At 67.4% G+C, this 17,636-nt stretch carries 16 protein-coding genes; 5 read left to right on the forward strand and 11 right to left on the reverse strand.

Annotated features, from left to right (window positions below):
* The 5 genes from DIE08_RS25905 to DIE08_RS25925 form a co-directional block, all read right to left on the reverse strand.
* Positions 1-461, reverse strand: a 461-nt coding sequence (locus DIE08_RS25905; RefSeq protein WP_148096084.1) for a DUF1993 family protein, incomplete at its 3' end; no start/stop codon positions are given.
* 183 nt (positions 462-644) lie between these two features.
* On the reverse strand, positions 645-1,274 hold the full coding sequence (locus DIE08_RS25910) for a riboflavin synthase (RefSeq protein WP_124904331.1): 630 nt from the start codon (positions 1,272-1,274) through the stop codon (positions 645-647).
* A gap of 14 nt (positions 1,275-1,288) precedes the next feature.
* Positions 1,289-2,410 (reverse strand): bifunctional diaminohydroxyphosphoribosylaminopyrimidine deaminase/5-amino-6-(5-phosphoribosylamino)uracil reductase RibD, encoded by a 1,122-nt coding sequence (gene ribD / locus DIE08_RS25915; protein ID WP_124623558.1) that lies wholly within the window; start codon positions 2,408-2,410, stop codon positions 1,289-1,291.
* Between the two features lie 15 nt (positions 2,411-2,425).
* Complete coding sequence (gene hemL / locus DIE08_RS25920) at positions 2,426-3,709, reverse strand: glutamate-1-semialdehyde 2,1-aminomutase (RefSeq protein WP_124904333.1); 1,284 nt, start codon at positions 3,707-3,709, stop codon at positions 2,426-2,428.
* A 176-nt stretch (positions 3,710-3,885) separates the two neighbouring features.
* Complete coding sequence (locus DIE08_RS25925) at positions 3,886-4,350, reverse strand: hypothetical protein (protein WP_124904335.1); 465 nt, start codon at positions 4,348-4,350, stop codon at positions 3,886-3,888.
* 247 nt (positions 4,351-4,597) lie between these two features.
* On the opposite strand from DIE08_RS25925, the gene DIE08_RS25935 reads away from it, so the two are divergent.
* Positions 4,598-5,815, forward strand: a complete 1,218-nt coding sequence (locus DIE08_RS25935; RefSeq protein WP_059605354.1) for a Bcr/CflA family multidrug efflux MFS transporter — start codon at positions 4,598-4,600, stop codon at positions 5,813-5,815.
* Between the two features lie 106 nt (positions 5,816-5,921).
* Here the strand turns inward: DIE08_RS25935 and DIE08_RS25940 are convergent, their stop codons facing one another.
* From DIE08_RS25940 to zwf, 3 genes are all read right to left on the reverse strand, one after another.
* Entirely contained in the window at positions 5,922-7,850 is a 1,929-nt protein-coding gene (locus tag DIE08_RS25940) for a bifunctional transcriptional regulator/glucokinase (protein ID WP_124904337.1), read from the reverse strand.
* Positions 7,828-8,508, reverse strand: coding sequence for a 6-phosphogluconolactonase (gene pgl, locus DIE08_RS25945; protein ID WP_124904339.1), 681 nt, complete (start codon positions 8,506-8,508; stop codon positions 7,828-7,830). Before pgl ends, DIE08_RS25940 begins: the two co-directional genes overlap by 23 nt.
* A gap of 80 nt (positions 8,509-8,588) precedes the next feature.
* Positions 8,589-10,058: a glucose-6-phosphate dehydrogenase gene (gene zwf, locus DIE08_RS25950; RefSeq protein WP_124904341.1), complete on the reverse strand. Its 1,470-nt coding sequence runs from the start codon at positions 10,056-10,058 to the stop codon at positions 8,589-8,591.
* Positions 10,059-10,488: 430 nt separating this feature from the next.
* Here zwf and DIE08_RS25955 point away from each other — a divergent pair, with 430 nt between their 5' ends.
* The 4 genes from DIE08_RS25955 (at position 10,489) to DIE08_RS25970 (ending at position 14,892) form a co-directional block, all read left to right on the forward strand.
* Positions 10,489-11,736 carry an ABC transporter substrate-binding protein gene (locus DIE08_RS25955; protein ID WP_124623547.1) on the forward strand — a complete coding sequence of 416 codons (1,248 nt, stop codon included), beginning with the start codon at positions 10,489-10,491 and terminating at the stop codon, positions 11,734-11,736.
* Positions 11,737-11,875: 139 nt separating this feature from the next.
* The gene (locus DIE08_RS25960) at positions 11,876-12,814 is read left to right on the forward strand and encodes a carbohydrate ABC transporter permease (protein ID WP_059509685.1); all 939 of its coding nucleotides are present in this window, start codon (positions 11,876-11,878) and stop codon (positions 12,812-12,814) included.
* Positions 12,804-13,661 carry a carbohydrate ABC transporter permease gene (locus tag DIE08_RS25965; RefSeq protein ID WP_124623544.1) on the forward strand — a complete coding sequence of 286 codons (858 nt, stop codon included), beginning with the start codon at positions 12,804-12,806 and terminating at the stop codon, positions 13,659-13,661. Before DIE08_RS25960 ends, DIE08_RS25965 begins: the two co-directional genes overlap by 11 nt.
* Before the next feature lie 112 nt (positions 13,662-13,773).
* Entirely contained in the window at positions 13,774-14,892 is a 1,119-nt protein-coding gene (locus tag DIE08_RS25970; protein WP_124623541.1) for an ABC transporter ATP-binding protein, read from the forward strand.
* A gap of 96 nt (positions 14,893-14,988) precedes the next feature.
* On the opposite strand, the gene DIE08_RS25975 is transcribed toward DIE08_RS25970, so the two are convergent.
* From DIE08_RS25975 to trxB, 3 genes are all read right to left on the reverse strand, one after another.
* A complete protein-coding gene (locus DIE08_RS25975; protein ID WP_059605334.1) occupies positions 14,989-15,612 on the reverse strand; it encodes a trimeric intracellular cation channel family protein in 624 nt (207 codons plus the stop codon).
* The gene (locus tag DIE08_RS25980) at positions 15,599-16,378 is read right to left on the reverse strand and encodes a Smr/MutS family protein (protein WP_059605331.1); all 780 of its coding nucleotides are present in this window, start codon (positions 16,376-16,378) and stop codon (positions 15,599-15,601) included. Before DIE08_RS25980 ends, DIE08_RS25975 begins: the two co-directional genes overlap by 14 nt.
* A 135-nt stretch (positions 16,379-16,513) precedes the next feature.
* Entirely contained in the window at positions 16,514-17,476 is a 963-nt protein-coding gene (gene trxB / locus DIE08_RS25985) for a thioredoxin-disulfide reductase (protein ID WP_059605329.1), read from the reverse strand.
* Positions 17,477-17,636 lie beyond the last annotated feature (160 nt).

Genomic DNA, 17,636 nt, shown 5'->3' on the forward strand with positions numbered 1-17,636 from the left:
TGGCGCAGGATGTCGTATGCCGTCGTCACGTGGAAGAAGAAGTTGGGCAGCACGAAGTTCAGCAGATACGACTGGCCGGTGAACTCGATCGGGCCGACGCGCATCTTGAGCACGACCTGGCGCGCTTCGCTGCCATCGATCTGCGCGGCGTCGAAGCCTTTCAGATAGTCGATCGTCTTCTGGATGCGCGCGTGCAGTTCGTCGAACGTCTGCTCGACGTCGGGATAGCTCGGGATGTCGACGCCGGCGAGCCGCGCGGCGCAGCCCTTGGCCGTGTCGGTCGCGATATACACCTGGCGGACGAGCGGCAGCATGTCCGGATAGAGGCGTGCGCCGATGAACACCGACGGGTCGATCTGCTTCTCGGCCGCATGCGCCTGCGCCTTGCCGAGGATGTGCTGCAGGTTGGTGAGGCCGCGGATCAGGACGGGCAGCGAAGCCTGGTACATCGAGATGGACATGGGACGACTCCTGGAGGAAAAGGGGGGCAGCCGGTACGCGGCGCACCGTGTGTCGCGGCGCCGAAACCGCTGCCGTTGCATCTTAGCGCGACGGGATGACCCGTGCGCGTCGTTGGCCATCAGGTCAGGTGCCGGGCCGCACCGCCGGCTGCCATTTACCATCCAGGGGGCGGAACAGTCTGGTCAGTCCTGATGCACGCCCTGCGATGCCGACATCATCCGCTCCACATACCGCGCGATCATGTCGATTTCGAGATTGACCTTGTCGCCGGCCTTCACGTGACGCAGTGTCGTGACCTCGACCGTATGCGGGATCAGGTTGATCGAGAACTCGCAGCCGTCGGCGCGATCGTCGACCGTGTTGACGGTCAGGCTCACGCCGTTGACCGTGATCGAGCCCTTGTACGCGAGATAGCGGCCGAGCTCGCGCGGTGCGACGATCCGCAACTCGTGCGATTCGCCGACCGGCGCGAAGCGCGTCACGGTGCCGAGGCCGTCGACGTGGCCCGACACGATGTGCCCGCCGAGGCGGTCGTGCGCGCGCAGCGCCTTCTCGAGGTTCACTTCGCCCGGCTGCGCGAGACCGACCGTGCGGTTCAGGCTTTCGCGAGACACGTCGACGTCGAAACCAGTGTCGGTCTTTTCGAGCACCGTCATGCACGCGCCCTGGATCGCGATGCTGTCGCCGAGCGCGACATCGGCCAGGTCGAGCCCGCCGGCCTGCACGGTCAGCCGCACGCCCGCCTCGGGCGACGCGCCGAGCGGGTTGATCGCCTCGATGCGGCCGACGGCCGCGACAATTCCGGTAAACATCCTGACGGCTCCGTTCAAAGAGTGGCGGGGGGCGGTGCGACACGCGCCAGGATTCGCAGATCGTCGCCGATCCGCTCGACGCTGTGGAACGCGAGCCGCACGCGGGCGTCGAGGCTCGCCGGCGCGGCGAGGTCGAACATGCCGGCCGCGTCGCTGCCGAGCAGGCTCGGTGCGAGATAGACCAGCAGCTCGTCGACGCACTGCTCGCGCAGCAGCGAGCCGTTCAGCTTGTGGCCGGCCTCGACGTGCAACTCGTTGACGCCGCGCGCGCCGAGCGCCGCCAGCATCGCGGGCAGGTCGACCTTGCCGTACGCATTCGCGAGCGGCACGATTTCCGCGCCGCGCGACTTCAGCACGTTCGCGCGCACTTCGCCGGCGGCATCGAGCCGGCCGCAGAAGATCAGCAGCGGCGCGCCTTCGAGCAGGCGCGCATCGAGCGGCAGGTCGAGGCGGCTGTCGACCAGCACGCGCTGCGGCTGGCGCGGCGTGTCGATGCCGCGAACGGTCAGGAGCGGGTTGTCCTCGCGCACGGTGCCGATCCCGGTGAGGATCGCGCACGCGCGCGCGCGCCAGGCGTGGCCGTCGAGGCGCGCGGCCTCGCCGGTGATCCACTGGCTTTCGCCGGACGGCAGCGCGGTGCGCGCGTCGAGCGACGCGGCCGTCTTCATCCGCACCCATGGGCGGCCGCGCGTCATCCGCGACACGAAGCCGATGTTCAGTTCACCCGCTTCGTTCGCGAGCAGCCCGCAGCGCACGTCGATGCCCGCGTCGCGCAGCATCCCGAGGCCGCGCCCCGACACTTGCGGATTCGGGTCTTCCATCGCGGCGACGACCTTCGCGACGCGCGCGTCGATCAGCGCGTTCGCGCACGGCGGCGTGCGGCCGAAGTGGCTGCACGGCTCGAGCGTCACGTACACTGTGGAGCCGGCGACGTCATGGCCGCGCGCACGCGCGTCCTTCAGCGCCTGCACTTCCGCGTGGTCCTGGCCGGCCGGCTGCGTGAAGCCTTCGCCGATCACGTCGCCGTCCTTGACGATCACGCAGCCGACGCGCGGGTTCGGCGCGGTCGTATACATGCCGCGCGCCGCGAGCGTCAGCGCGCGCTGCATGTGGGCGAAATCGGTATCCGAGAACATGCGTGCGGACCCGGGTCAGGCGGCGAGGGCTGCGAATGCGCGGCGTGCGGCCGCGAGCGTCGCGTCGATCACCGCGTCGTCGTGCGTGCTCGACACGAAGCCGGCCTCGTACGCGGACGGCGCGAAATACACGCCCTCGTCGAGCATCAGGTGGAAGAAGCGGTTGAAGCGCTCGGTATCGCTCTTCGTGACTTCCGCGAAGCTGGTCGGCACACGCTCCGCGAAGTAGAGGCCGAACATCGCGCCGATCGAGTCGGCGGCGAACGGCACGCCGGCCGCGCGCGCTTCGGCCGCGAGGCCGTCGGCGAGACGCTTGGTCTGCGCGGTGAGCGCGTCGTAGAAGCCGGGCGCCTGGATCAGTTGCAGCGTCTTCAAGCCCGCGGCGACCGCGATCGGGTTGCCCGACAGCGTGCCGGCCTGATAGACGCCGCCGAGCGGCGCGAGGTGGGCCATGATGTCGCGGCGGCCGCCGAACGCGGCGGCCGGCATCCCGCCGCCAATCACCTTGCCGAGGCAGGTGAGGTCGGCCGTGATCCCGTAGTACGCCTGCGCGCCGCCGAGCGCGACGCGGAAGCCGCACATCACTTCGTCGAAGATCAGCACGGCGCCGTGCTTCGTGCACAGCGCGCGCAGCGCGTTCAGGAATTCGGGGGTGCCGCGCACGAGGTTCATGTTGCCCGCGACGGGCTCGACGATCACCGCGGCCATCTCGTCGCCGAACGCGCCGAACGCTTCTTCGAGCGCGGCGACGTTGTTGTATTCCAGGACGGTCGTGTGTTTCGCGATGTCGGCGGGCACGCCGGCCGACGTCGGGTTGCCGAACGTCAGCAGGCCGGAGCCGGCCTTGACCAGCAGGCTGTCCGCGTGGCCGTGATAGCAGCCCTCGAACTTGACGATGCGGCTGCGGCCCGTGAAGCCGCGCGCGAGACGCAGCGCGCTCATCGTGGCCTCGGTGCCGCTCGATACCATCCGCACCTGCTCGATCGACGGGACGAGCTTGCAGATTTCCTCGGCGATTTCGATCTCGGCTTCGGTCGGCGCGCCGAACGAGAAGCCGTCGGCGAGCACGTTCTGCACGGCCGACAGCACTTCCGGATGGACGTGGCCGACGATCATCGGGCCCCATGAGCCGATGTAGTCGATGTACTGCTTGCCGTCGGCATCCCAGAAGTACGGGCCCTGCGCGCGCGAGACGAAACGCGGCGTGCCGCCGACCGAACGGAAGGCGCGCACCGGCGAGTTGACGCCGCCCGGAATGGTCTTCTGGGCGCGTTCGAAGAGGATCTGATTGTTGGACATGGACGAAACCTGCGAGAGAAGGGCGCGGGGGCCTGTGCACGGGCCGCGGCGCCTGGGCGGAACGATCGTCTGATTGTACCGGAGACGCGCATGACGGGCCCGCCGGGCGGTCTGCGGCCTTTCGGCGCGTGAGGGATGGCGCGGGCCGGGCGGGACGAGGGTGTGATTCGGCCCCGTTATCGATCCGGCAACGGTGGCGGCTTGCGCTTGCCGGTCAGCTCGGCCCAGCGCTTCTCGAGCGGGCCTTCGACCATCGGCTTGATCACCGTGCCGGAGCTCTGCGCGTCCCAGGTCTGCACCGAGTACGGATGGACGCGCAGCGCGTCGCGCGCGATCACGACGTCCTGGTGCGCGTCGACCAGCCAGTCGTACACGAAGTCGATGCATAGCCGGTAGCCGCGCTTCGTCGACGGATCGTGCACCTCGTACGGCGCGCGCGTCACGTAGCCCGAGCCGAACACGCCCTTCGGCTCCTTCGCGACGCGGTGCAGGAACACACGATCGCCCGGCAGGATGCCGCGCGCGAAGCCGCAGCCCCACACGTCATGCACGGCCTCGCCGGCTTTCACGCGCGCGGCGACGTCGGGCAGTTCGGGCCACGGCCATTTCTTGGGGCTCCAGATCAACAGGAAGGCGGTCATCGGTTCGATCGTGTGTCGTATTGGTCAGACAAGAGGGGCGAGGAGTTGCAAGCTTAATCGAATCCCGGCGCTCGATCCCGCGCGGTGGGCGTCGCGCCGGTGTTTTCCCGCCAGCCGCCCACTCGGCCGCCAGCACGTAAAAAAGTTGCGCGTACAATCATGGGCCTGGGCGCGCCGTTCGCGGCGCGGCCTCCCGTCTTCACCGCCACGCGCGCCCCGATGCGCGCGGGCTCCATTCCGGATACCCATGTCTCACGTCATCCGACGCCGGCCCGATGCCCGGCTGATCCTGTTGCTCGGCGCGCTCGCGGCCTGCGGGCCGATCGCCACCGACATGTACCTGCCGAGCCTGCCGTCGATCGCCGACGGCTTCTCCGTCAGCCCCGGCGCCGCGCAGCGCACGCTGACGAGCTTCATGGCCGGCTTCTCGATCGGCATGCTGCTGTACGGTCCGATGTCCGACACGTGGGGCCGCCGGCCCGTGCTGCTCGGTGGCATCGCGCTGTTCACGCTCGCGAGCGTCGGCTGCTTCGTGTCGAACTCGATCGACATGCTGATCCTCGTGCGGTTCCTGCAGGCGCTCGGCGCCGGCGCGGCGTCGGTGCTGTCGCGTGCGATCGCGCGCGATGCGCACGAGCCGACCGATGCGGCGAAGGTGCTGTCGATGGTTGCGATCGTCACTGCGGTCGGGCCGCTGCTCGCGCCGCTGATCGGCGGGCAGATCCTGCGTTTCTCGGGCTGGCGCGGCGTGTTCGTCGTGCTCGCCGTGTTCGGCGCGGTGTGCGCGGCGACCGCTTACCTGCGCGTGCCGGAAACCTGGCCGAAGGAGCGGCGCAAGAGCGCGGCCGTGCTCGCGTCGTTCGCATCGTACGGGCGCATCCTGTCCGATCCGGTCGCGTGGGGGCACATGCTGTGCGGCGGGATGGCGTTCGCGTCGATGTTCTCGTACATCACCGCGACGCCGTTCGTGTACATCGAGTATTTCCACGTGTCGCCTCAGCACTACGGGCTGCTGTTCGGCCTGAACGTCGTCGGGATCATGATCGGCAACTTCGCGAACACGCGGCTCGTCGGCCGCATCGGCTCGCTGCGCATCATCTCGGCCGCGTCGCTCGTGAGCTGCATCGCGTCGCTCGCGGTCGCGCTCGTCGCGCTGACCGGGTGGGGCGGTTTGTGGTCGATCGTCGTGTGCCTGTTCTTCGTGGTCGGCGTGGTCGGGATCCTGTCCGCGAACTGCACGACCGACCTGATGCATCGCTATCCGCACAACGCGGGCGCGTCGGCGGCCGTATTCGGCGCGATGCAGCTCGCGCTCGGCGCGATCGCGAGCGTCGCGATCGGCGCACTCGCGGACGGCACGCCGTTCGCGATGGGCGTGACGATCGGCGTCACCGGCGTGCTGTGTTTCGTCGGCCGCTCCCTCGTGCTGCGCTGGCATGGCCGGCCGGTGAAAGCGGGCGCCTGAGCCGGCGCGGCAGCCGCCGCCGCGGCATGAAAAAACGCCACCGCGCGATGCGTCGGTGGCGTTTTTTTCGGGCGGGCGGAAAGCGGCCACCGTGCCGTGTCGGGCGTCAGTCCCGCGCGACGTCCTTCGCCGCCGGCGAGGCGCCGTGGCTCAGCCAGTCGAGCACGTCGGCCGTCTCGTCGTCGCTCGCCCGTGCGCGCGCCTGCGCGACGGCCTCCGGCAGTTCGCCGTTGGTGGACGCGCGACGAATCGCGACGCCGACCGCGAGGACGTCGATCATCAGCAGATGCAGGACCCGCGAGATCATCGACAGCTGCGATTCGCGCATCTCGATGTGGTCGGTCTCGAGCGCGACGGTCGCGCGCTTCGCGAGCGGCGTGTTGCTCGACGTGATCGCGATCACCTTCGCGCCAGCCTGCATCGCGACCTCGAGCACGCGCAGCAATTCCGGCGCGCGTCCCGATTTCGACACCGCGACGATCACGTCGCCCTTGCCGAGCAGCGCGGCCGATGCAGCCTGCATGTACAGGTCGCCGTACGCGATCGTCGGAATCCCGAAGCGGAAGAACTTGTAATGCGCGTCCTGCGCGACGATGTTCGAGTTGCCGAGCCCGTAGAACTCGATGCGGCGCGCGCCGTTCAGGATCTCGATCGCGTTCTCGACGTGCTCGAAGTTCAGGTGTTCGCGCAACTGCAGGATCGCGGACACCGTGTTGTCGAGCACCTTCGCGCCGAAGTCGGTGGCCGTGTCGCCGAGATGCACCTGGCTGTGGCTCATCGGAATCGTGCCGGTGAGGCCGGTCGCGAGCTTCAGCTTGAAATCCGACAGCCCCTGGCAGCCGAGCGAGCGGCAGAAGCGGATCACCGTCGGCTGGCTCACGTCCGCCTTGCGTGCGATGTCGACGATCGGGTCGTTGATGATCGAGCGCGGATGGTTCAGCGCGAGATCGGCGACGCGGCGCTCGGCCGGCGTCAGCGCGTCGCGCATCTGGCGGATCCGCTCGAACACGGCCGACGATGCGCCGCCCGACCGGTTCGACAACTGCTCCGCGAGGATCGCCGACACGCCGAGGAAGGCCGGATATTCGGCGGTGATCAGGTAGGTCGGGATGTTCTGGAGATACTGCGTGAAGCGGCCCTTCGCCTCGAAGCGCGCGCGGAACGACGAGCGCGTGAACAGATCGCCGAGCTTCAGCGCGACGCCGCCGCCAATGTACACGCCGCCGAGCGCGCCGAGCGTCAGCGCGAGGCTGCCCGCGAACGAGCCGAGGATGCCGCAGAAGCATTCGACCGCCTCGAGGGCGAGATCGTCGCCCGCATGCGCGCGCTCGACGATCTCTGCCGTGTCGACGGTCGCGGCCACGCGCTTCTTGTCGCGCGCGGCGAGCGCGCGGTAGATGACCTCGATGCCCGGTCCCGCGCACACGCGTTCGAAGGACACGTGCGGAAACTTCTTGCGCGCGTACTGCAGCACGAGATCCTCGCGCTCGTCCTGCGGCGCGAACGATGCGTGACCGCCTTCGCTGCCGAGCGCGATCCAGCGGTCGTCCGCGGGAATCAGGCCGGAGACCCCGAGCCCGGTGCCGGGCCCGAGCAGCCCGATCACGCTGTTCTGGCGGCGCGTGCCGCCACCGATCTGCACGCGCTGCGCATCGGTCAGGCCCGGCAGCGCCATCGCGAGCGCGGTGAAGTCGTTCACGACGAGCAGCGTGTCGAAGCCGAGCGCGCGGCGCGTGGCCTCGATGGAGAAGCTCCAGTCGTGATTGGTCATCGTGATCTGGTCGCCGTCGACCGGGTTCGCGATCGCGATCGCCGCGTGGTTCACGCGGCTGATCTTCACGTCCTTCAGATACTTGCGGATCGCGTCGGTGAGCGTCGGATAGTCGGCGCCGGGGTAGACGCGGATCTGCGTGATCTCGCCGGGGCCGGTTTCCAGCGCGAAACGCGCGTTGGTGCCGCCGACGTCCGCGAGCAGGCGCGGGCCGTCGGCATGCTGGGCCGCGACGACAGCCTTACTTTGCGCACCAGTAGACATCGAGCTTGGTCCCCTTGTCGTTGGCCAGTTGGGAAATCGCGTTCTTCTGCAGCGATGCGGCTGCTGCGTCGAGCACCGCGCGTTTGCGTTCGCCCGCGATCAGCAGGAACAGCCGCTCGACGCGCTTGAGCGCATCGAGCGAGAAGCTCACACGCGCATGCGGCGCGGCGCCGGGATGCACGGCGACGAAGCGCTCGGGCGTCGTGATCGCGCGATCCCATTCGGGCGCATCGGCGAAGATCGACGCGGTGTGGCCGTCCTCGCCCATGCCGAGCACGGCGACGGTCGGCACGCGGTAGTCGGCGTTCGCGTTGAGTGCGGCGACGTGCGCGTCGAGCGCCGCGCGCGTGTCGACGAGCGGCAGGAAGCGGGCAGGGGCCGCCGCGTGCTGCAGCAGCGTGTCGCGCACGAGCTGCGCGTTGCTGGCCGCGTCGTCTTCCGGCACCCAGCGGTCGTCGACCAGCGTGACGTCGACGCCGGCCCAGTCGAGCGCCGCGTGCGACAGCGTTTGCAGGAACGGGCGCGGGCTCGTGCCGCCGGACACCGCGAGCGTCGGGCGCGCGGGGCCGCCGAGCGCGGCGCGCAGCGCATCGCCGACGGCGCGCGCGAGCGCTTCGCTTTGCGCTTCCTGGGTGTCGAAAGCGTGAATCTCGATCACATCTCCTCCGGACTGCTTTGTCTGTTCAATTCGTGCGAATCATGGGGCACGTTGCCGTGTGCACACGGCAACGGTTTGCATCAGTTTTCTTCTTCGAGCCAGCAGGTGCCGTGCTGCGCAAGCATCGCGCTCGCCGCGGCCGGCCCCCACGTGCCTGCCGCATACGGCTTCGGCGGCTTCAGCGAGCGGGCCCATTCGTTCAGGATCGGCTCGACCCAGCGCCACGCGGCTTCCTGTTCGTCGCGACGCACGAACAGGGCGAGGCGGCCGTTGATCACGTCGAGCAAGAGGCGCTGATACGCCTCCATCTGCCCTTCCTTGAAGAAACGGTCGAACGCGAGGTCGAGGTGCACGCTCGCGAGGTTCATCCCTTCGCCGGGCTGCTTCGCGAGGCAGTACAGGCGAATCGTCTCGTTCGGCTGCAGCCGGATCACGAGGCGGTTCGATCCGGCGCGCAGCGCGGTCGGCCCGAGGGCCGAGTGCGGCACCGGCCGGAAGTTGACGACGATCTCCGCGACGCGATCGGCGAGACGCTTGCCGGTGCGCAGGAAGAACGGCACGCCGGCCCAGCGCCAGTTTTCGATCTCGACCTTCAGCGCGACGAAGGTTTCGGTCGGACTGTCCGGCTTCACGCCAGGCTCGGTCGCGTAGGCCGGGACCTGCGCGCCCTTGATCACGCCCGCATGATACTGGCCGCGCACCGCGACCTTGCCGATGTCGCGCGAATCGACGGGTTTCAGCGCGCGCAGCACGCGCAGCTTTTCGTCGCGCACCGAGTCGGAGTCCATCGAGTGCGGCGGCTCCATGGCGACGATCGACAGCAGCTGCAGCAGGTGGTTCTGCACCATGTCGCGCAGCGCGCCCGTATTGTCGTAGAAATCGCCGCGCGCCTCGACGCCGAGCTCCTCGGCGATCGTGATCTGGATGCTCTCGACCCATTCGCGGCGCCACAGCGGCTCGAACAGCGCATTGCCGAAGCGCAGCGCGAGCAGGTTCTGCACCGGCTCCTTCCCGAGGTAGTGGTCGATCCGGTAGATCTGGTCTTCCGCGAAGATCTCGCCGACCGCGTCGTTGATCGCGTTCGACGAGCGCAGGTCGTAGCCGAGCGGCTTCTCGAGCACGATGCGCGCGCCTTCGTTCAGGCCGACCGACGCGAGCGCCTTGCAGATCGGCACGAACAGCGACGGCCCCGTCGCGAGATAGAACACGCGGATGCCGGGAAGCTGCGCGACCGCGTCGCGCAGCACGACGTAGTCCTCCGCGCGACCGAGGTCGAGCTTTACGTATTCGATGCGTTCGAGGAAGGATTTCCACGCGGTTTCGTCGAAGGCCTTGCCGGCGGCTTTCGCCGCGTGCGGCTTCACGTGCGTGTCGACCCACTCGAGATAGCCGGCCCGATCCGATTCGTGCCGCGCGACGGCAACGATCCGGCCGCTTTCCGCGAGCATGTTGCCGCGGTGCGCTTCGAACAGCGCGGGCAGGATCTTGCGCATCGACAGGTCGCCGGTGCCGCCGAAAAGTACGAAGGTAAAGCTGGAATCGGTATGCATGTGTCTCCGCCGGTTGGGGTGCTGGGAAGCGATCCGTAGTGCGATAAAAATATTTTTGACACTGAATTGTAGTTTAACTACAATCCGCCGCAAGGGGTAGCACCTGGGTGAAGAAAAAAAGAAGTGCGGTCGATGAACTGCGCGAGCTTCGCCTTCGGGAACGCCTTGTGCCGAATGTTATCGGACATTGACGGTGCGCATCGTCCGCGCGCCGTCGCCCCCGGGCTCGCGCCGCGGCATCGCGGCGGGCCAGAAACACAAAGAGGAGACACGCCGTTGAATCTCGATTCACGCTTTCTGTAAGAGCCCGGCCGGTCATCGGCCCCGTACGCTGCATGCGTCCCGCGGCTCGATTTCCCCGTCGTTTATCAAGAAGCCGGTTCCCCGTCGGGGAACCTCACGAGTTGATTCAGTCTGGAGGAGATAAGTAATGAAAGTTCGCTCGATCATGGGCGCGCTCTGCGCCGCGGGTCTGATGGCTGGCGCCGTGGCGGCGCAGGCGGCCGAGAATGTAACCGTGCTGCACTGGTGGACCTCGGGCGGCGAGTCGAAGGCCGTCGGCGTGCTGAAGGACGACGTGCAGAAGCAGGGCTACGTGTGGAAGGACTTCGCGGTCGCGGGCGGTGCCGGCGCCGCGGCGATGACCGCGCTGAAGACCAAGGTGATCAGCGGTGACGCACCGTCGGCCGCGCAGATCAAGGGCCCGCTGATCCAGGACTGGGCCGACCAGGGCGTGCTCGTCAACATCGATTCCGCCGCTGGCGACTGGAAGCAGAACCTGCCGCCGGAAATCGACAAGATCATCAAGTACAAGGGCCACACCGTCGCGGCGCCGTTCTCGGTGCACCGCGTGAACTGGCTCTATATCAACAAGGCCGCGCTCGACAAGGTCGGCGCGAAGGTGCCGACCACCTGGCCTGAATTCTTCGCGGTCGCCGACAAGCTGAAGGCCGCGGGCATCCAGCCGGTCGCGATGGGCGGCCAGCCGTGGCAGGACCTGACGCTGTGGGAAGACGTCGTGCTGTCGCAGGGCCCGGCGTTCTACAAGAAGGCGCTGGTGGATCTCGACCAGGCGACGCTGACCTCGCCGCAGATGCTGTCGGTGTTCGACACGGTGCGCAAGATCCAGGGCTACTTCGATACCGGCCGTAACGGCCGCGACTGGAACCTCGCGACCGCGATGGTCATCAACGGCAAGGCCGGCATGCAGTTCATGGGCGACTGGGCGAAGGGCGAGTTCGAGAACGCGGGCAAGAAGGCGGGCAAGGACTACATCTGCGCGGCGGTGCCGGGTACGGCGAATTCGTACACGTTCAACGTCGACTCGTTCGTGTTCTTCCAGCAGAAGGGCCAGAAGGAAGCGACGCCGGGCCAGCTCGCACTCGCGAAGACGATCATGACGCCGGCCTTCCAGGAGCAGTTCAGCCTGCTGAAGGGTTCGGTGCCGGTGCGTCTCGGCGTGAAGATGGACAAGTTCGACGACTGCGCGAAGAAGTCGTACGCCGACGAGCAGACCGCGATCAAGTCGGGCGGCTTCGTGCCGTCGCTCGCGCACGGGATGGCGCAGGGCGACGCAACGGCCGGCGCGATCACCGACGTCGTGACGAAGTTCATGAACTCGCAGCAGGATTCGAAGAGCGCGGTCGCCGCGCTCGCGAAAGCCGCGAAGGTGAAGTAAAACGCGATAGGCGCCCGGCCGGAAGCACTTCGTCGGCCGGGCGTTTTTGCAAGTGCAGCAAACGGGCTCGCCCGCGAAGCCCGTGCCGTACCCGGCGCCGGCCCGGCCTGCGTCACCCTCGTTCCAGGAGTCGAATCAAGTGGCTGCCCCTCTTAGCGGAAACGGATCCGGCGCTGCCGCCGCACGGCGCACGTCGCCGATGTCGGCCTTCGCCGATCGCTGGATCCCGAAGCTCGTGCTCGCGCCGAGCCTCGCGATCGCCGTGGTGTTCATCTACGGCTTCATTCTGATTACCGGTTATCTGTCGCTGACCAACTCGCGGCTGTTGCCGAACTACGAATTCGACGGCTTCGGCCGTTACACGGACCTGTTCCAGAACGACGTGTGGTGGACCTCCGCCGCGAACCTCGGCTGGTTCGGGATTCCGTTCATCGCGATCTGCGTCGCGCTCGGGCTGTTCCTCGCGATCCTGCTCGACCAGCGGATCCGCAACGAAGGCGCGCTGCGCGCGATCTTCCTGTATCCGATGGCGCTGTCGTTCATCGTCACGGGTACCGCATGGCAGTGGATCCTGAACCCGGGCCTCGGCCTGGAGAAAGTGATGCACGACTGGGGCTGGACGAGCTTCTCGTTCGGCTGGCTCGACGATCCGGACAAGGCGATCTTCTGTATCGTGATCGCCGCCGTGTGGCAGTCGACCGGCTTCGTGATGGCGCTGTTCCTCGCCGGGTTGCGCGGCGTCGACGCCGAGATCTTCAAGGCCGCGCAGGTCGACGGTGCGACGCTGCCGACCATCTACCGCAAGATCGTGATCCCGAGCATGCGCCCGGTGTTCTTCTCGGTGCTGCTGATTCTCTGCCACATCACGATCAAGACCTTCGACCTGGTGGTGGCGTTGACGGCGGGCGGCCCCGGCACGTCGTCGTCGCTGCCGGCCATGTTCATGTACACGTTTTCGTTCAACCGCGGCCAGCTCGGGCTTGGCGCGGCGTCGTCGGTGATGATGCTCGCGACCGTGGTCGCCGTGCTGGTGCCGCTGATGTATATGGAATCGAGGAGCACCCGCAATGCAGCCTAAGATGACGATCAGCCGGGCAGTGATCTATGCGGCGCTGATCCTGTTCGCGCTGTATTTCCTGTTCCCGATCTACGTGATGCTGTCGACGTCCTTCAAGGATCTCGACCAGCTGCGCACCGGCAACCTGCTGACGCCGCCGACGCACTGGACCATCGATCCGTGGGTGAAGGCGTGGAGCGGCGCGTGTACCGGCGTGCGCTGCGACGGCATGAAGCCGTTCTTCCTGAACTCGCTGCAGATGGTGATCCCGGCCGTGCTGATCTCGTCGCTGATCGGCGCGTTCAACGGCTACGTGCTCACGCACTGGCGCTTTCGCGGCGCGGATGCGCTGTTCACGATGATGCTGGTCGGCTGCTTCATTCCGTTCCAGGTGATCCTGCTGCCGATGGCGCGCCTGCAGGGGATGCTCGGCCTCGCCAACACGATTCCGGGCCTCGTGTTCGTGCACGTCGTGTACGGGATCGCGTTCACGACGATGTTCTTCCGCAACTTCTACGTGAGCGTGCCGGCCGAGCTCGTGAAGGCCGCGCGTATCGACGGCGCGGGCTTCTTCACGATCTTCACGAAGATCCTGATGCCCGTGTCGCTGCCGATCTTCATGGTGTGCCTGATCTGGCAATTCACGCAGATCTGGAACGACTTCCTGTTCGGGATCGTGTTCTCCGGCGTCGATTCGATGCCGATCACGGTCGCGCTGAACAACCTCGTCAACACGTCGACGGGCGTGAAGGAATACAACGTCGACATGGCCGGCGCGATCATCGCCGCGCTGCCGACGCTGCTTGTCTACGTGGTCGCCGGCCGCTACTTCGTGCGTGGGCTGACGGCGGGCGCGGTGAAGGGGTAAGCGCGGTTTCATCCGAAACGACGAACCGGCCGCGCACGACGCGCGGCGCATCGAAACGAACCCGACGCGGCGCCGCAGTGCGCCGCGCGAGACGAGACAGAGGATTCACAGCATGGCAAGCCTTTCCATCCGTGACGTGTACAAGACCTACCCGAACGGGGTGCCGGTCCTGAAGGGTGTCGACATCGAGATCGAGGACGGACAGTTCCTGATCCTGGTCGGCGGGTCGGGCTGCGGGAAGTCGACGCTGCTCAACATGATTGCCGGGCTCGAAACCGTGACGAGCGGCGAGATCTGCATCGACGGCAAGGTCGTGAACGACCTGTCGCCGAAGGATCGCGACATCGCGATGGTGTTCCAGTCGTACGCGCTGTATCCGTCGATGACGGTGCGCGAGAACATCTCGTTCGGCCTGAACATCCGCAAGGTGCCGAAGAGCGAGCAGCAGCAGATCGTCGAGCGCGTGTCGGCGATGCTGCAGATCCAGCATCTGCTTGACCGCAAGCCGGGCCAGCTGTCGGGCGGCCAGCGCCAGCGCGTCGCGATGGGCCGTGCGCTCGCACGCGATCCGTCGCTGTTCCTGTTCGACGAACCGCTGTCGAACCTCGACGCGAAGCTGCGCATCGAGATGCGCGCGGAAATCAAGCTGCTGCACCAGCGCCTCGGCACGACGATCGTCTACGTGACGCACGACCAGATCGAGGCAATGACGCTCGGCGACCGGATCGCGGTGATGAAGGACGGCGTGGTCCAGCAGTTCGGCGCGCCGCAGGAGATCTACGATTCGCCGTCGAACCTGTTCGTCGCGGGCTTCATCGGCGCGCCGCCGATGAACTTCATCAATGGCAAGCTGGTCGAGCAGGGCAGCGGGATCGCGCTCGAGATCGACACGGGCCTCGCGCGCAGCGCGCTGAACCTGCCGTTCGACGCGAAGCGAATGAACGGTCATGTCGGCCGCGAGGTGATCCTCGGCCTGCGCCCGGAGCGCATCACCGACGTGCGCAACGCGCACCACGGCGAGACGTCGCAGCTGCAGCCGATCGACGTGCGCGTCGACGTGACGGAGCCGACCGGGCCGGACACGCACGTGTTCGCGCAGGTCAACGGCAAGCGGATCGTGAGCCGCGTGCATCCGGCCGCGAATCCGCAGCCTGGGCAGACGCAGTCGCTGCTGTTCGACGTGTCGAAGGCGGTGCTGTTCGATCCGGTGTCGGAAGAGCGGATCGCGTGAGGACGCGAATGCGCTGAACGAACGTGAAGGGGCCGTCTTGAACGGCCCCTTTTGTTCTGGCGTCCCGGCCAGGCACGGCATTGCGGCACGGCGGCGTCAGTGCGGCAACCGCACGTCGAACTTGAACGTCGCGAGCCGTGCGACGAGGATGAAGCCGGTCGCGAGCAGCACGCTGTACACCGAATCGAACTGCAGCCACACGAGCAGCAGATAGAACCAGCAACCGACGAACGCGCAGGTCGCGTACGGCCGCGAATCGCGCAGGATCAGCGGGATGTCGTTGCAGAGCACGTCGCGGACGATCCCGCCGACCACGCCGGTAATCACGCCCATCATCACCGCGATGAAGCGCGGCATCTCGGCATCGAGCGCGATCGACGTGCCCGAGATGCTGAAGATGCCGAGCCCGATCGCATCGGCGACGAGCAGCAACCGCTCGGCCGACAGCCGCGACAGCATGCGCAGCACGAACGGCGCGAACAGCGCGAGCACGAAGATCGCGATCACGTAGTCGTCGTGCACGACCCAGTAGAACGGCCGGCGCTCGAGCAGGATGTCGCGCAGCGTGCCGCCGCCGAACGCAGTGGCGAGCGCCACCACGAACGTGCCGACCGAGTCGAGGCGGTTCTTGCGCGCCTCGATGAAGCCCGAGATCGCAAAGGCCAGCGTGGCGATTGCCTCCAGTATGGCGATCGCGAGCGTCAGCCTAGGATGCGGCACGCGGCCCCCGGTCGCCCGGCGCCGCGAACGGCTGCAGCAGCACCAGCACCGCGCCCGCGCCGCCGTCGTGGCCGCGCGCCTCGCAGAATGCGATCACTTCTTCCTTCTGGACGAGCCACGCACGGACCTTGCCTTTCAGCACCGGCTCCTTGCCGATCGAGCCGAGCCCCTTGCCGTGGATCACGCGCAGGCAGCGCAGCCCTTTCTTGCCGGCTTCGCGGATGAATTCGGCGAGCGCATCGCGCGCTTCGTCGCGCCGCATGCCGTGCAGGTCGATCTGCGCCTGGACGATCCACGCACCGCTCCTCAGCTTGCGCACGACGTCGCGGCTGATGCCGGGGCGGTGGTAGTACAGCGAGTCGTCGCTGTCGAGCAGCGTCTCGGGATCGAATTCGTCGGACAGCGTCGCGTTCAGCACGGCTTCCTCGTCGCGTTGCGTCTGCTTCGGCACCGGATCGGGCGGCGTGCGTCCGGCCGCCGCGCGCGGTGGTGCGTTCAGCGGCCGGACGGCGCCGATCTCGTTGCGGAACAGGTTCGCGTCGGCTTCCGCCTTGCGCTCGGCCTTGGCCGTTTCGATGCGCTCGCGGTCGCGGCGATCGGCTTCGCCTTGCAGCGACTTGCGCAGTGCGCCGAGGCCGGCGAGCCCCTGGCCGCGCAACGCGGCGGGATCGGGCGCGGGCGGCGGCGCGGCGGGCGCGGGGTTCGCGGGACGGGCGGCGATCTGCCGCTTCGCGGGATCGCTCGGATGGGGCTGGTTCTTTGCCATGATTCGGTAACAGGGCAGGCGCGTTCGGGCGCGCGGGCACAAAAAAGCCGCTGCGCGGCGGCAGCGGCTTTCCGGTCGAGCCCGCTTCGCGGCAGCGGACGCCATTGTAGCGCCCGCCGCGGCAAGGCTCCCGGCTTACTTCTTGTCGTGCAGGCTTTCGAGGTAGCGCTGCGCGTCGAGCGCGGCCATGCAGCCCGTGCCCGCGCTGGTGATCGCCTGGCGGTACACGTTGTCCTGCACGTCGCCCGCGGCGAACACGCCCGGCACGCTCGTCGACGTCGCGTTGCCGTGCAGGCCGCTCTTCGTCAGGATGTAGCCGTCCTTCATCTCCAGCTGGCCCTGGAACAGGTCGGTATTCGGCTTGTGGCCGATCGCGACGAACACGCCCTGCACGTGCAGGTCTTCCGTCGCGCCGGTCTTCACGTTCTTGATGCGCAGGCCCGTGACGCCCGACTCCTCGCCCGTCACCTCGTCGAGCACGTGATCCCACTTGATGTCGACGACGCCTTCCTTTTGCTTCTCCAGCAGGCGGTCGATCAGGATCGGCTCGGCGCGGAACTTGTCGCGGCGGTGGATCACCGTGACCTTCTTCGCGATGCCCGTCAGGTAGAGCGCTTCCTCGACGGCCGTGTTGCCGCCGCCGATCACCGCGACTTCCTGGTTGCGATAGAAGAAGCCGTCGCAGGTCGCGCAGGCCGACACGCCCTTGCCCATGAACGCTTCCTCGGAAGCCAGGCCGAGATACTGCGCGGACGCGCCGGTCGCGATGATCAGCGAGTCGCACGTGTATTCGCCCGAGTCGCCGATCAGCCGGATCGGCTTTTCGTGCAGTTTCGCGGTGTGGATGTGGTCGAATACGATTTCGGTGTTGAAACGCTCGGCGTGTTCCTGGAAGCGTGCCATCAGTTCCGGGCCTTGCACGCCCTTCGCGTCCGCCGGCCAGTTTTCGACGTCGGTCGTGGTCATCAGCTGGCCACCCTGCGCGATGCCGGTGATCAGCACCGGGGACAGGTTGGCGCGTGCCGCGTAGACGGCAGCCGTGTAGCCGGCGGGGCCGGAACCGAGAATCAGGACTTTGGCGTGTTTGGGCGTGGACATGTGCGAATCCGTAAAAGGCGGCCGCGGCGGGTGGGGTAGGCCCGCCGTACGATCCGGGTTGACCGGGATGCCGTCATAGATGGGTATCAGACGCGCATTATAAAGGCCCCGTTGCTGCGCTGCCGAACGAGAGTTTCAATCGTGACGATAGCGTTTCGCG

The sequence above is a fragment of the Burkholderia sp. Bp9004 genome, from assembly GCF_003858025.1.
Taxonomy (GTDB): domain Bacteria; phylum Pseudomonadota; class Gammaproteobacteria; order Burkholderiales; family Burkholderiaceae; genus Burkholderia; species Burkholderia diffusa.